This window comes from Neorhizobium vignae (assembly GCF_000732195.1).
Lineage (GTDB): Bacteria > Pseudomonadota > Alphaproteobacteria > Rhizobiales > Rhizobiaceae > Neorhizobium > Neorhizobium vignae.
In genome coordinates, this window is record NZ_JNNU01000024.1 from 25,338 (window position 1) to 40,114 (window position 14,777).

Sequence of the window (14,777 nt, forward strand, 5' to 3'; positions counted from 1 at the left end):
CAGTCAAGACACCGGTAGGGGCGGATTTATTCCCTCGATCCGCAAAGATTTTTCAAAAGGATGATATTTATCTCTTCAGTGAAGTGTTTTGCCGCATGGGAAACTATTCTGGCGTCAGAACAGCGGGATATCCGGCTTTGTCAGCATCAGCCAGAAGATGGCGATGACCGCGAAGAAGGCCGGGAAACCGCAGGCAAACCAGATCCGATAGAGCCGGTACCATTCCGGCGGCAGCGGCGCGGAATCTTCGTAGGTGATACGGGCGATATTGCGCAGCTTGATCTGGATCCAGACGACCGGCAGCCAGAACAGTCCCGTCACCACGTAGAGAATGAGCGACAGGGCGACCCAGCCATCCGTCAGCGACCAGCCGATGCTCCTTGCCAGCAGGTAGCCGGTGACCGGCTGCAGGACGACGGCCGTGGCGGTGAAGACGGTATCGGCCAGCACGACCGTGCCGGCGGTGTGGGCGATCAGTTTCGGATCCTCGGTCCGCCGGGCGATCACCATGAAAAAGGCGATGCCGGCGCCGGTTCCGAGCAGCACCGCGGCGCCGATCACATGCAGGAGCCGCAACAGGCTGTCGGCATCCATCAGCGTTCGTCCAGAATGGCGAGGGAGACGAAGGTGAGGGCGATCGACGGCAGAACCTTCACGAAGACCCCAAGCGGATCGAGCCAGAGCTGCGGTTCCAGCAGCGTGCCGCCGGCCAGATAGGCGAGACTGGTGACGATCATCCCGAGCATTGCCTTGCGGGCATGGGGACGGACGAGGACGGCAGACCCGAGCAGGATGTCGAGGAGACATGTCGCGACGGTTATCGCCATGGCGAAGGAGCCAGGGACGATGGGCGGAAATTGGGCTGCCGCGGCGCTCAGGTCGACGAGCGGGATCAGGCCGGACAGCAGCCAGAACAGCGATAGCGTGAGAATGATTGCGGGTTTCAGGAGATAGAGCCGCGCGAACCAGAGGTCCTGGACGCCGCTCGGATGGGCGGCGAGCGTCTGCGTTGCTGTGGCCAGAACGAGGCCGGGCGGTTTCGGCTTCAGGCTCCTGACGCCTTCCGACATTACGGTCATCGCCGTCGAGCGGAGCGGCGAGCGCCAGCCGAGCCGGCCGGCGAGATCGGCAGCCCAGGCAACGGGCTTGGCAAGTGGCGCCGGCAGCGGGAGGATGCGGGCAGCAGGCAAGCCGAGCCAGGCGCGATGCTGCTGGACGAGGTCCGACAGCGTCATGGTTTGTTCGGCGGCGAGATCGAGATCGCTACCGGCTGGAATGGTGCCCTCGACCGCGAGGGAAACCGCGGTCGTGACATCGTCGAGCGAGACGGTCTCGACCGGGCTTTCGCCATGGATGAGCGGCAACGGGCCGGGAAAGCTTGCGAGCGAGCGCAGAAGTGCGGTGCCGCCATGGGCATTGCGGCCGAGGACGAGCGCCGGCCGCAGGATGACGAAGGGCAGGCCACTTGCCGCAAGCGCCTCGTCGGCACGGCGTTTGGTGGCAAGGAAGGGCAAGCCGCTTGCGGCGCCATCGGTGCGGGCGGAGATCTGCACGATGCGCCTGCCGCCGAGTGCTTGTGCCGCCTGGTAGAGCGCCAGCATGGCCCTTTCCTGCGTCGCGGCAAGATCATCGGAAAGACCATCCTGAAGGGCGCCGGCGCAATTGACGACGACATCCTGATCTTCGATCAGCGGATGCCAGGTGGCGGCGGAGAGTTGCGCCAGATCCGCTTTGACCCATCTGGCCGACGGCGATTTCAAGCGGGCTCTGTCCGGATTTCGCCCGAGGCCGGTTATCCGATGGCCGTCGGCGACGAGCCTTTGCAGGATCGCCGAGCCGATAAAGCCGGTTGCGCCGAGAATCAGGATTTTCATACGGCGATCATAGGAGGCGGTGATGAACATTGAACAGCGGCAATACCGGTGGAGCGGATAAGCGGGCAGGAAGGTTGTCGGCGGTCCTCGGACGAGGCAGGAGAGCCCTCATCCCGGCCTTTGATTCATCTTTCGTTCTTTTTCGGTTGCGCTTGGCCGCAGAATCCTGCCAAGTCCCGCCATGCAATTTGCACCGCAACAGGACGAGGCCCTCAAGGCCGTTTCACAATGGCTGAAAGAGGGCCGAAGCCAGGTCTTCCGGCTGTTCGGTTATGCGGGCACGGGCAAGACCACGCTCGCCAAACATTTCGCTGAAAATGTCGATGGCGAGGTACTGTTTGCGGCCTTCACCGGCAAGGCGGCGCAGGTTCTGCGCTCGCGCGGGGCGCGCAATGCGAAAACCATCCATTCGCTGATCTACCGGCCGCGCGGCGAGGAAGCGGTCGAGGACGACGCCGGCAAGACCTCGATCGCGCCGATGTTCTCGATCAACCGCCAGAGCCCGGTCGCCAAGGCGGCTCTCATCATCATCGACGAATGTTCGATGGTGGACGAGGCGCTCGGCAAGGATCTGATGAGCTTCGGCACGCCGATCCTGGTGCTGGGCGATCCCGGCCAGCTGCCGCCGGTCACCGGCGGCGGGTTCTTCACCGAACAGGAGCCGGATTACCTGCTGACGGATATCCACCGTCAGGCGCGCGACAACCCGATCATCCAGCTCGCCATGAACGTGCGCGAGGGCAAGGAGATCATGTATGGCGACTACGGTACCGCCAAGGTCATCTCCCGCAACGAGGTGACGCAGCCGCTGGTGATGGAGGCGGACCAGGTTCTGGTCGGCACCAACAAGACCCGCAAGCGCTACAATCAGCGGCTCCGGGAACTGAAGGGTTTTACGGCCGACTATCCGCAATCCGGTGACAAGCTGGTCTGCCTGCGCAACGACCCGGCCAAGGGGCTGCTCAACGGTTCGCTCTGGCAGGTGATGAGCTCGTCGCGCGAAACGGTGAAGCCCGGCATCAACCTGATGATCCGGCCGGAAGACGACGACATGGATCGCGGTGCAGCCAAGATCAAGCTTCTGAAACAGGCATTCGAAGAGCAGGAAGGCGAAATCCCCTGGACAACCCGCAAGCGCTACGATGAATTCGACTACGGCTACGCGCTGACCGTCCACAAGGCGCAGGGTTCGCAGTGGAACAATGTCGTTCTGTTCGATGAAAGCTGGGCGTTTCGCGACAGCCGGGAACGCTGGCTTTATACCGCGATCACCCGTGCGGCGGAGACGCTGACCATCGTTCGATAAGAGTTTGGCGTCCGCCGAAAGTTCGCCGGCCGATCAGTTCGGCACGAAACCAAGCAGCATCGCCTTGGCGACGGCCTGAAAACGGTTGGTGGCCTGGAATTTCTGGATGATGTCATCCTCCATCCGGCGCAGGTCTTCGAATTCCAGATTGAGGGCGCGGGCAAGCCGCGGCGCCGAATAACCCTCGGCCATCAGCCCCAGGCACTGTTTCTCGATATCGCTCAGGACCAGCGACATGGGTTTTGGGCTGGCGAGCGCCTGGTTTTCCTCCTCAGCGACCAGCAGGCTTTCGATCTGCTGCATCTGCCGGCGGATGTGGGAAATGTCGGCGGTGAGCTCCCGCTTGCGCCGTGCCAGCATGTTGTGGAACATCTCGTTGGCTTCCGCCTCCGAGGTCGCGTCGGCAAGCTCCTCCATCAGTTCCTGGATGACCGCGACCGGGATACCGATTTCGCGGCAGGCATTGATGACCGCCATGCGGTGGATCTGAACGCTGTCATAGACCCGCATGCTGCCGGAGCGACGGGCGGTGATCAGGCCCTTTTCCTCGTAGAAGTGAAGCGTGCGATGGGTGACGCCGAACAGGTCCGCCATTTCGGCGATCGCCACCGCCTGGCTGGGCATTTCAAAAGGGAGTGAAACCTGGGGGAGATAAGGGAAATTGCGGACTGCTCCCGCAAGGGGCGCGCTGTCGGTCATGGCCTGCATGATATCGCTCTGCATCGAGTTCCCTTGCGCCGAGTGTGGCGTCGTGGTCAGATATTCATCTACAGGTTGTGGCTTTGTGCCGAACCTTCTGGATGGTACCTCGGTACTGAAAATGCGGACCCGATTAGAAATGGATGGCAGAATTCGCTGTTCAAACCGTATTCCGCCGCCTTTTGGCCTGCTCAGCGAACTCTGTTGGATGTAGATTAGCTAAAACTTTAGGAAATGGTAGCCCCGGTAGCCTCGTGATTTCTCGTCCCTCAAAACTCTTTATAGGTGCATTTTCTTAAACCCGGTGGCATTGCGAAGGTGCATGGCCTAAAAGCGGATCGATTTCTCAAAGACCGGGTATTGCCATGCCAACCAAGCTTTCCGTGAACCTCAATGCCGTCGCCATGCTGCGCAACCGCCGCGATCTCCCTTGGCCGAGCGTCGAGGGGCTCGGGCGCATCGCGCTCCAGGCGGGGGCTTCAGGCCTGACGGTGCATCCGCGCCCCGACCAGCGCCATATCCGCTTCACAGACCTGCCGGTTCTTCGGGCGCTGATCGACGACGAGTTTCCAGCGGCCGAGTTCAATATCGAGGGATATCCGAGCGAGGATTTCCTGACGCTCTGCGAAGCGACCCAGCCGGAGCAGGTGACGCTGGTGCCGGACGACCCAACCCAGGCCACCTCCGATCATGGGTTCGATTTCCATGCCACGCACGAGATGCTGAAGCCGATCGTGGCGCGGCTCAAGAAGGGCGGCATGCGGGTGTCGTTGTTTGCCGATGGCGACGGCGATGTCGAGGCAGTGAAGCTCGCCAGGGCGACAGGTGCCGATCGTATCGAACTCTATACCGGGCCTTATGGCGGCTGTTTCGACAATCCGGAGCGCGGCGCCGAAATCCTTGAAAAACTCGGGCGGACGGCGGATGCGGCACTTGCCGAAGGGCTCGGCGTCAATGGCGGCCACGACCTGACCGTCGCCAACCTGCCGGCATTGGTGAAGCGGATCCCGAAGCTCGCCGAGGTGTCGATCGGGCACGGTCTGACAGCGGATGCGCTCGAATACGGCATGGCGGAAACCGTGCGCCGCTTCCGCCGCGCCTGCGGCCAGGCGGTCTAGTTCGATGACGAAAGCTTCGCCTCGCAGAGCTCCAGCTCCCAGGTCTGACCGTTGCATTCCGGCCCGAACAGGTTGTGCTTTTCCTCCGCTACGAGCTTGAAGCCCGTGGTCTCGTAGATGCGGATCGCGGCCGTCAGGCAATCGTTGGTCCAGAGCGACAGCTTCTTGTAGCCGGCGAGCGTCGAGAACTTGATGCATTGCTCGACCAGCGTCCGGCCGAGGCCAAGGCCGCGGGCGGCCGGATCGAGGTATAGGAGGCGCAGCTTGGCGGTATCGCCACCGCCATCCGCCACGACCACCGACCCGACCCGTTTGCCGTCGCGTTCGGCGATCCAGCAGCGTTCGCGGTCGGGATTGAAGTTGGCGATGAATTTGCCGGCGACCTCGGCGACCAGCCCTTCGAACCTGTCGTTCCAGCCGTATTCCCGCGCATAGGCGACTGCCTGTGCTTCGATGAGCCAGCCCATGTCGCCGATCCGGTGTGGACGGATGACGACCGGTGGGGAGGGGGCGGCCGATTGCGGTTCGAGAATGGTGCGGATCGCCTGCATCGAACCGATCAATTTTTGATGGCCGAGCGCATCCACTTCCCTGAGATCTCTGGCGATCTGCTGGCGGGAGCGTTCGCCGAGCGTCTCGTATTCGGCGTGTCCCTTGTCGGTGACAATGAGGATCTGGCTGCGTTTGTCTTGCGGATCCGGCTCGCTGTCGATGAAGCCCGCCTCGCGGAACTTTTTGAGGAGCCGGCTGAGATAGGCTGGATCGAGACCTAGATCGCGGTTGAGTTCGGTCGCAGAAACCCGTTTGCGGGCGCCCATTTCGTAAAGGATGCGCGCCTCGGTCAGCGTGTAGTCGGTGTCGAGATAGCCCTTGGCGAGAATGCCAAGCTTGTTGGTGTAGAAACGGTTGAAGGCGCGAACGGCGTCGAGAACGGCAGGATCGGTCATCGGCAGAATCTCCTATGCGAAGATTCTGTCCAATATTTACTTGACTGAGTCAAGTAAAGCTATGCTGCCGCTTGGTTTGCCATCGACGGGCCGAGTGCGAAATCGACTGCGGCGGTGGCGTGAATGGCGGTGGAATCGACGCCAGGGAGCGGCAGGCCGGAGGGGTCGAGGAGGAGGAGGCAGATTTCCGTGCAGCCGAGGATGATACTGTCGGCGCCTTCAGCCTTCGCCTTTTCGATCATGGCAATGGCCAGGGTGCGGGAGGTCTCGAGAACCGTGCCGGCACAGAGTTCGTTGAAGATGATGTTGTGGATATCGGTGCGATCGTTGGCGTCCGGCACCATGACATCGATGCCGAGCATCTTCATGCGCTCGGTATAGAAACCGTGCTCCATCGTATAGCGGGTCGCAAGCAGGAGCGGGCGGTTCAGCCCTTTCGATATCAACGCCCTGGCGGTCTCGTCGATGACATGGATGAGGGGCACGTCGACCGCAGCCTGCACCTCCGGCGCGACCAGATGCATGGTGTTGGTGCAGATCAACACGCATTCGGCGCCGGCCGCGTTCAGTCCGCGAGCGCTCCTGGCCAGGTGCTCGGCCGCCAGATCCCAGCGGCCGGCCTTCTGCATGTCGACGATTTCGGCGAAGTTGACGGAATGGAGCAGGAGATCGGCCGACGCAAAACCGCCGAGGCGTTCGCGCACCATCTCGTTGATCAGCCGATAATACACCGCAGTGCTTTCGAAACTCATCCCGCCAATCAAGCCGATCTTGCGCATTTTTTCTCCAAACGAGATGGAATTTGGTAACTCCATCTCATTATCGCGAAATTTGGAGTGCCGCAATCCGGCGAGACGCTAAGCTGCGAGAGCGGCCTTCTGGGTCTCGAAATAGGCGGCGAGCGTCTGCGGCTTCTGACCGGTCAGCGTCTCATAGTCGCTCGTCACCTGTTCGAAATTGCCGGCGCGGATATTGGCATCCGCCGAGACCAGCATATTCACGACGAAAGCAGGCAGGCCGGCACCGGTAAGGCCCTGGGTCAGCTGCTCGTCGGTGACATCAACGACCTCAAGCGGCTTGCCGGTCGCGGCGGATGCGCGGGCGGCGATTTCCGTGGCCGTCAGGGATTCCGAGCCGGTGAGTGTGAGGATGCGGCTGCCGGCCGGCGGATTCGCAAGGGCTGCGGCTGCGGCACGGGCGCAGTCGTCGCGGCTGAGCGTGGTGATCTTGCCCGTACCCACGGACGTGTACCATTTGCCGACCTGAAGGTTGTGGGGCATGCCCATCAGATAATTGTCGTGGTACCAGGAATTGCGCAGGATCGTGTAGGGGACGCCGCTCGCCTTGATGGCCTCTTCGGTGCCGAGATGATCCGGTGCGAACGTGACCAGAGACTTGTCCGGGTTCGGCAAGGACGTGTAGAGCATGTGCTTGACGCCAGCCTTTGCGGCAGCGGAAACGGCGTTCCTGTGCTGCGTGATGCGCTTGCCGGGCGTTGCCAGTTCGTCGGTGGAGATGATCAGCACGCGGTCGATGCCGGTGAATGCCTTCACGAGCCCGGCTTCGTCGTTGAAATCGGCCGTACGGGTTTCCAGACCGCTGGCGGCAAGGTCGGCGAGCTTGTTCGGATCACGGCTGGCGGCGACGATGTCGGCGGCGGCAACCTGGGATGTCTCCAGCAGGTGACGCAGGACTGCGCGGCCCAGATGGCCGGCGGCGCCGGTAACGAGAAGTTTGGTCATGCGGGTTTCTTTCCTGGCAATGGCCGGCCTGCAGGCGCGGCGACGAATGTTGGTCTCAAAAAGAGACTAGCACTATAATAAGAATTGACTTCGGTCTGTAAAGGAGGCAGTTTCGAGGGAGATCGTTACTCCAAGGGAACCAACTCCATGGCGCTCAATGCAAGCCGCAAGCCGGTCCTGGACGGCAAGGAATGCGACATGTCCGGGTGGGACATGGACAACTGCCCGGTCCGGGACGTTCTCGACCGGATCGCCGGCAAATGGTCGACGCTGCTTCTCGAGGCACTGTCGCGTCAGCCCTATCGCTTCGGCGAGCTTCGCCGGCTGGTACCGGATATTTCCCAGCGGATGCTGACCCAGACGCTGCGCGACCTGCAGCGCGACGGTTATATAGAGCGCGAGGTTTTTCCGACCAAGCCGCCGAGCGTCGAATACCGGATGACGGAGCTTGGCCGGTCGCTTTTCGAACCGCTTTCCAAAGTGCTCCGGTGGGCGGAAGCCAATCATCCGTCCGTCAAGGCCGCACGGGTGAAATACGACGAGAGCGAACTGGCCTGATGTCAAAAGGGGTTCTGTTATGGCAGCCCGACGTTCCCGATAAGGCCCGGCAACAACCAGACCTGACCAAGACCATCCGCCCCATACCGTAAGCGGCCACATCTGTTCCGATGCTGCCGTTCCAATGATTCCGTTCAATTCCAGCGCAGGCGGGCTGGGCCACTTTTTTGTTGCGGCCGGACATAAGGCGTTTATCGCACTTCAATCATCTTGCTGTTATGAAGCGGCAAAATGCCTGTGAAGGAGAACCCCCTATGAGCCGTTCCTGCCTTGCCGTCATCCTCGCCGCTGGCGACAGCACGCGCATGAAATCGTCGATGTCGAAAGTGCTGCATCCGATTGCCGGCCGGCCGATGATCGCCCATGTGATGGCGGCGGTGGCATCGACTGATGTCACCGAGGCGGCACTGGTGGTCGGCCGCGATGCGGACGGGGTTGCCAAGGCCGGCGCAGTCGAGGGTGTTGCGGTCGAGGCCTTCCTGCAGACCGAGCGTCGCGGCACGGGCCATGCGGTCCTGACGGCGAAACAAGCCATCGCCCGCGGTTACGACGATATCCTGATCGCCTATGGCGACGTGCCCCTGGTGACCTCCGCTCCATTCACCGAGGCGCGGGAAAAGCTGGCCGCCGGAGCCGATGTCGTCGTGATCGGTTTTCACACCGACAAACCGACCGGCTATGGCCGGCTGCTGGTGGAAAATGGCGAGCTGATCGCCATCCGCGAAGAGAAGGATGCGACGGAGGACGAGCGCAAGATCATCTGGTGCAATAGCGGGCTGATGGCGATCAACGGCCAGAAGGCGCTGTCGTTTCTGGAGGGCATCACCAATCAAAACGCGAAGGGCGAATATTACCTGACCGATGTCGTCGAGATCGCCCGCGCCGCCGGCGGCAAGGTCGTGGCGGTGGACGCGCCGGAAACGGAGGTTGCCGGCTGCAACAACCGTGCCGAACTGGCCATGCTCGAAAAGCTCTGGCAGGAACGCCGCCGCCATGAGTTGATGATCTCGGGCGTCAGCATGATCGCCCCGGAAACCGTCTTCCTTTCCTATGATACCGAGATCGGCCAGGACGCGCTGATCGAGCCGAACGTCGTTTTCGGCCCGGGCGTCAGGATCGACAGCGGGGCGGTGATCCACGCCTTTTCCCATATCGAGGGCGCGCATGTGAGCGGCGGCGCAACGGTCGGACCTTTCGCGCGGCTCCGTCCCGGTGCTGATCTCGCGGCAGGCTCCAAGGTCGGCAATTTCTGCGAAGTCAAGAATGCCAGGATCGAAGAGGGCGCCAAGGTCAACCACTTGACCTATATCGGCGACGCATTCGTCGGCGCCCATTCCAACATCGGCGCCGGCACGATCACCTGCAATTATGACGGGGTCAACAAGCATGAGACCCGCATCGGCGCCAACGCCTTCGTCGGTTCGAACTCGTCGCTCGTCGCACCCGTCTCGATCGGCGACGGCGCCTATGTCGCCTCGGGAAGCGTCATCACCGAAAACGTGCCGGCCGATGCGCTGGCGCTTGGCCGTGCCCGCCAGGAAGTGAAGCCGGAGCGTGCGAAAATCCTCCGGGAGCGGGCGCTTGCCTTCAAGGCGGCCAAGAAGGCCCAAAAATAACCCGGCCATTAACATTTGCGCGTTACTTTCCGACATCGAAAGTGACCGGCGGGCAGATTGCGCAAAACCCGCAATCGGCTAGGAATTCGCGCGGGTTTCACGAAGCGGAAAGGGTCGTTTATGTGCGGGATTGTCGGGATCGTCGGAAATTCGCCGGTGGCGGCGCGTCTGGTCGATGCGTTGCGAAGGCTCGAATACCGCGGTTATGATTCCGCCGGCGTTGCGACGGTCCACGAGGGGCGCATGGATCGCCGCCGTGCCGAGGGCAAGCTCTTCAATCTCGAAAAGAGGCTCGACGCGGAGCCGCTGCCCGGCACGATCGGCATCGCCCACACCCGCTGGGCGACCCACGGCGTTCCGAACGAGACCAATGCCCATCCGCATTTCGTCGACGGCGTCGCCGTCGTCCACAACGGCATCATCGAGAACTTTTCCGAGCTGAAGGACGAACTGCTGGCCGAAGGTGCAATCTTCGAAAGCCAGACCGATACGGAAGTCGTTGCACACCTGCTTGCCACATACACCCGCCAGGGACTGGACCACCGTGCCGCCATGCTGGCGACGCTGAACCGGGTTTCCGGCGCCTATGCGCTGGTGGTGATGTTCGAGGACGACCCGGGCACGATCATGGCCGCCCGTTTCGGGCCGCCGCTGGCGATCGGCCATGGCCGCGGCGAAATGTTCCTGGGGTCCGATGCGATCGCGCTGTCGCCGTTCACCAACGAGATCACCTATCTGGTCGACGGCGACTGCGCCGTCATGACCCACAAAGGCGTCGAGATCATCGACTACGACGGCAGGCCGGTGAAGCGGCAGAGCCAGATTTCCCAGGCATCGGCCTTCATGGTCGACAAGGGCAACCACCGCCATTTCATGGAAAAGGAAATCTACGAGCAGCCGGAGATCATCTCCCATGCGCTCAGCCATTATATCGATTTCGCCGCCAATACGGTGAAGGCGAATGATACGGCGATCGATTTCGGCAAGGTGACGGGTCTGGCGATCGCTGCCTGCGGCACCGCCTATCTCTCCGGCCTGATCGGCAAATACTGGTTCGAGCGTTATGCCCGCCTGCCGGTCGAGATCGATGTCGCCTCCGAGTTCCGCTATCGCGAACTGCCGCTGTCGCCAACCCAGGCGGCGCTGTTCATCTCCCAGTCGGGCGAGACGGCCGATACGCTGGCCTCGCTGCGGTACTGCAAGGACAACGGCCTCAAGATCGGCGCGGTGGTGAACGTCAAGGAATCGACCATCGCCCGCGAATCGGATGCCATCTTTCCGATTCTGGCCGGCCCGGAAATCGGCGTCGCCTCCACCAAGGCCTTCACCTGCCAGCTTGCCGTTCTCGCCGCGCTTGCGATCGGCGCCGGCCGTGCCCGCGGCACGGTGACGGCGGGCGACGAGAAGGAGATGGTAAGGCATCTTGCCGAAATGCCGCGGATCATGAGCCGGGTGCTGAACGACATCCAGCCGCAGATCGAGGCGCTGTCGCGGGAGCTGTCCCGCTTCAAGGACGTGCTCTACCTCGGCCGCGGCACCAGTTTTCCGCTTGCCATGGAAGGCGCACTGAAGCTCAAGGAGATTTCCTACATCCACGCGGAAGGTTATGCCGCGGGCGAACTCAAGCATGGCCCGATCGCGCTGATCGACGAGCACATGCCAGTGATCGTCATCGCGCCGCATGACCGCTTCTTCGAAAAGACCGTTTCCAACATGCAGGAAGTGGCGGCGCGGGGCGGCAAGATCATCTTCATCACCGACGAGAAGGGCGCTGCTGCGTCCAAGCTTCCCACCATGGCGACGATCGCGCTGCCGAATGTCGACGAGATCATCGCGCCGATGATCTTCTCGCTACCGATCCAGCTTCTTGCCTATCATACGGCGGTGTTCATGGGGACCGATGTCGATCAGCCGCGCAATCTGGCAAAATCCGTCACGGTGGAGTGATATCCACCGGCTTTTCCTTGCATCGCAACATCGCATCCGGCATTGTCGCATCGATGATTGCGGCAATGCTTAGAGTATGCAGGGAAACCGAATGAGCGACAGTCCAGAGCGAATATCGCTGGCCGGCCGTCTCAGGAACAACTTCCTAACCGGCCTGATCATCTGCGCCCCGCTTGCCATCACCATCTGGCTCACCTTCACCTTCATCGACTGGGCCGATAGCTGGGTCACGCCCTACATTCCGCAGCGCTACGATCCGCAATATTATTTCAACATCACCATTCCCGGCACCGGCCTGCTGATCGCGGTGGTGTTCATCACCATCATCGGCTTTCTCGGCAAGAACCTGATCGGCCGCTCGATCGTCAAGTTCGGCGAATCGATCCTGCACCGCATGCCGCTGATCCGCAGCATCTACAAGAGCATCAAACAGATCTTCGAGACGGTGCTGAAGGAACAGTCGACCTCCTTCAAGAAATGCGGGCTGATCGAGTTTCCGAGCCCCGGCATGTGGGCGCTGGTGTTCATTTCCGGCGACGCGCAGGGAGAGATCGCCGCAAAGCTCAATGTGGATGGGGACGAAATGGTCGGCGTCTTCCTGCCGCCAACACCGGTTCCGACCGCGGGTTTCCTGATGTTCGTGCCGAAGAGCAAGATTGTCATGCTCGACATGACGCCGGAAGAGGGCGCCAAACTGCTGATTTCGGGCGGGTTGATCGCGCCGGACTACAAGCCCGTCCCTGGCGCGCCGACCGCCATCCTGCCGGCTCCGAAAATGCAGGCCTGATCTAGCCGGCTCTCAGGAACCGGATCGCCTCGTCGCGGCGGTGCAGATAGAGTAGCACGCGCATGTTCTGCCCGCGTTCGCTGGTGAGTTCCGGATCCCTTTCCAGGAGATAGGCCGCGTCCTTGCGGGCGATCTCCAGAAGGTCCGCATGCGCTTCCAGGCTGGCGATCCGGAAACCCGGCGTGCCGGACTGGCGCGTGCCGAGCAACTCGCCTTCCCCGCGCAGTTTCAGATCCTCCTCGGCGATCAGAAAACCGTCCTCGCTGTCGCGCAGGATCGAAAGCCGCGCCCGGCCGGTTTCGCTGAGCGGCCCCTTGTAGAGCAGGATGCAGGTCGAGGCCTCGTCGCCGCGCCCGACGCGGCCGCGCAGCTGATGCAGCTGGGCAAGCCCGAATCGTTCCGCATGTTCGATGACCATGATCGTCGCATCCGGCACGTCGACGCCCACTTCGACCACGGTGGTCGCGACGAGCAACCGGATCTCGCCGGTCTTGAAGGCGACCATCACCGCATCCTTCTCAGGCCCGCTCATCCGCCCGTGGATCAAGCCGACATCGCGGCCGAGCTCCCTGGCGAGAACCGCATAACGTTCTTCCGCCGACATCAGGTCGGAGGCATCCGATTCCTCGACGAGCGGGCAGATCCAGTAGGCTTTTTTTCCTTCGCCGATCGCACCCCTGAGCCGGGCAACGATATCGCCGATTCGCTCGGTGGGGATGGTGACGGTCTGGATCGGCTTGCGGCCGGCCGGTTTTTCCGTCAGCTTCGAGACGTCCATATCACCGAAGGCGGCGAGAACCAGCGTGCGGGGAATGGGCGTTGCGGTCATTACCAGCATATGCGGGGAAATGCCCTTGGCGGTCAGCCGTAGGCGCTGGTGCACGCCGAACCGGTGCTGCTCGTCGACCACGGCGAGCATCAAATTGTGATAGTTGATCGCATCCTGGAAGAGCGCGTGCGTGCCGATGATGATCTGCGCTTCGCCCGAGGCGATCCGATCAATGATCTGATCCCGCTCGCGTCCCTTGGTGCGCCCGGTCAGCACCTCGACCGCCACGCCCGCCGCACCCGCGAGCCTGGAGATCGTTGCAAAATGCTGGCGGGCGAGGATTTCGGTCGGTGCCATCAGCACCGCCTGGCCGCCGGCCTCGACGGCCGCGGACATGGCGAGCAGCGCCACCAGCGTCTTGCCGGCGCCGACATCGCCCTGCAGCAGCCGCAGCATGCGGTCTTCGCCGGCCATGTCCTTGATGACGTCCTCGACAGCCGCTTTCTGGCTGGGCGTCAGCGAGAAAGGGAGGTTGGCGATGATCTTTGCGGCAAGATCGCCCTTCACGCGGATCGGCTGGCCGGGGACCTTGCGCACCTTCTGGCGCACCAGCGACAGGGACACCTGGCCGGCGAGGAACTCGTCATAGGCGAGTCGTCGACGGGCAGGGGCCTGCGGATCGATGTCCGCCGCGTCGCGCGGATCGTGCAATCCGCGAAAGGCCTCCGCCACGGACGGGAACCCCTGGCGCAAGGTCAACGCCTCGTCGGCCCATTCCGACAGGTCCGGCAGGCGTGCCACGGCACCCTCGATCGCCTTGCGCAGCACTTTCGGCGTCAGGCCGGCCGTCATCGGATAGACCGGCTCTACCAGGGGCAGGTTTTCGGCTTCGGAGGATTTTACGACGAAATCCGGATGCACCATCGAGGGTCGGCCGTTGAACCAGTCGACCTTGCCGCTGACCATGACCATCTCGTCGATCGGCAGCGATTTTTCCAGCCAGTTGCCTTTGGCCCGGAAGAAAGTGAGCGCCAGTTCCCCGGTATCGTCATGCAGGAATACGCGGTAGGGCATATTGGACTTGCCGGGCGGTGGCGGCTGATGCCGGTCGACCCGGCCTTCGATGGTGACGATCGCTCCTTGCGGCGAAAGCGCGATGCCCGGCCGGTTGCGCCGGTCGATCAGCGAGGAGGGGGCATGGAAGAGCAGATCCACGACGCGGCAGTCGTCCGGATCGTCACGGCCGGTGACGCGGGCGATCAGTTCGGCAAGCTTCGGCCCGACACCGGCAAGCGAGGCGACGGGCGAGAACAGCGGATCGAGTATGGCGGGACGCATGGCGCGCAAAATGCGATGGATTTTGCCCATTTGGCAAGGTGACGGGGGCGGAAAAGCGTCCTATATGAACGGCAAA

13 protein-coding genes are annotated in these 14,777 nt (G+C 62.3%); 6 read left to right on the forward strand and 7 right to left on the reverse strand.

Features of this window, described 5'->3' with window-relative positions:
• Positions 1-114: 114 nt before the first annotated feature.
• Positions 115-594 (reverse strand): DUF2269 family protein, encoded by a 480-nt coding sequence (locus GQ59_RS26230; protein WP_037086990.1) that lies wholly within the window; start codon positions 592-594, stop codon positions 115-117.
• The gene (locus tag GQ59_RS26235) at positions 594-1,874 is read right to left on the reverse strand and encodes an SDR family oxidoreductase (RefSeq protein ID WP_037087051.1); all 1,281 of its coding nucleotides are present in this window, start codon (positions 1,872-1,874) and stop codon (positions 594-596) included. The genes GQ59_RS26230 and GQ59_RS26235 overlap by 1 nt, the downstream gene beginning before the upstream one ends.
• Positions 1,875-2,055: 181 nt before the next feature.
• Between GQ59_RS26235 and GQ59_RS26240 the strand changes: the two genes are divergently transcribed.
• The gene (locus GQ59_RS26240; protein ID WP_037086991.1) at positions 2,056-3,180 is read left to right on the forward strand and encodes an ATP-dependent DNA helicase; all 1,125 of its coding nucleotides are present in this window, start codon (positions 2,056-2,058) and stop codon (positions 3,178-3,180) included.
• A gap of 33 nt (positions 3,181-3,213) precedes the next feature.
• Here GQ59_RS26240 and GQ59_RS26245 read toward each other — a convergent pair whose 3' ends face one another.
• Complete coding sequence (locus GQ59_RS26245) at positions 3,214-3,903, reverse strand: MerR family transcriptional regulator (RefSeq protein WP_051904221.1); 690 nt, start codon at positions 3,901-3,903, stop codon at positions 3,214-3,216.
• Between the two features lie 341 nt (positions 3,904-4,244).
• Between GQ59_RS26245 and GQ59_RS26250 the strand changes: the two genes are divergently transcribed.
• Positions 4,245-4,997 (forward strand): pyridoxine 5'-phosphate synthase, encoded by a 753-nt coding sequence (locus tag GQ59_RS26250; protein ID WP_037086992.1) that lies wholly within the window; start codon positions 4,245-4,247, stop codon positions 4,995-4,997.
• Here GQ59_RS26250 and GQ59_RS26255 read toward each other — a convergent pair.
• The 3 genes from GQ59_RS26255 to GQ59_RS26265 form a co-directional block, all read right to left on the reverse strand.
• Positions 4,994-5,944, reverse strand: coding sequence for a bifunctional helix-turn-helix transcriptional regulator/GNAT family N-acetyltransferase (locus GQ59_RS26255; RefSeq protein ID WP_037086993.1), 951 nt, complete (start codon positions 5,942-5,944; stop codon positions 4,994-4,996). The two genes, GQ59_RS26250 and GQ59_RS26255, sit on opposite strands and share 4 nt — an antisense overlap.
• 59 nt (positions 5,945-6,003) lie before the next feature.
• The gene (locus tag GQ59_RS26260) at positions 6,004-6,723 is read right to left on the reverse strand and encodes an aspartate/glutamate racemase family protein (RefSeq protein ID WP_037086994.1); all 720 of its coding nucleotides are present in this window, start codon (positions 6,721-6,723) and stop codon (positions 6,004-6,006) included.
• A 78-nt stretch (positions 6,724-6,801) separates the two neighbouring features.
• Complete coding sequence (locus GQ59_RS26265; RefSeq protein WP_037086995.1) at positions 6,802-7,686, reverse strand: SDR family oxidoreductase; 885 nt, start codon at positions 7,684-7,686, stop codon at positions 6,802-6,804.
• Between the two features lie 147 nt (positions 7,687-7,833).
• On the opposite strand from GQ59_RS26265, the gene GQ59_RS26270 reads away from it, so the two are divergent.
• From GQ59_RS26270 to GQ59_RS26285, 4 genes are all read left to right on the forward strand, one after another.
• A complete protein-coding gene (locus tag GQ59_RS26270; RefSeq protein WP_037086997.1) occupies positions 7,834-8,244 on the forward strand; it encodes a winged helix-turn-helix transcriptional regulator in 411 nt (136 codons plus the stop codon).
• Between the two features lie 254 nt (positions 8,245-8,498).
• Entirely contained in the window at positions 8,499-9,860 is a 1,362-nt protein-coding gene (gene glmU / locus GQ59_RS26275) for a bifunctional UDP-N-acetylglucosamine diphosphorylase/glucosamine-1-phosphate N-acetyltransferase GlmU (RefSeq protein ID WP_037086998.1), read from the forward strand.
• Positions 9,861-9,980: 120 nt separating this feature from the next.
• Positions 9,981-11,807, forward strand: a complete 1,827-nt coding sequence (glmS, locus tag GQ59_RS26280; protein ID WP_037086999.1) for a glutamine--fructose-6-phosphate transaminase (isomerizing) — start codon at positions 9,981-9,983, stop codon at positions 11,805-11,807.
• A 91-nt stretch (positions 11,808-11,898) separates the two neighbouring features.
• The gene (locus tag GQ59_RS26285) at positions 11,899-12,594 is read left to right on the forward strand and encodes a DUF502 domain-containing protein (protein ID WP_037087000.1); all 696 of its coding nucleotides are present in this window, start codon (positions 11,899-11,901) and stop codon (positions 12,592-12,594) included.
• 1 nt (position 12,595) lies between these two features.
• Here the strand turns inward: GQ59_RS26285 and recG are convergent, their stop codons facing one another.
• The gene (gene recG / locus GQ59_RS26290) at positions 12,596-14,701 is read right to left on the reverse strand and encodes an ATP-dependent DNA helicase RecG (protein WP_037087054.1); all 2,106 of its coding nucleotides are present in this window, start codon (positions 14,699-14,701) and stop codon (positions 12,596-12,598) included.
• Positions 14,702-14,777: the final 76 nt, after the last annotated feature.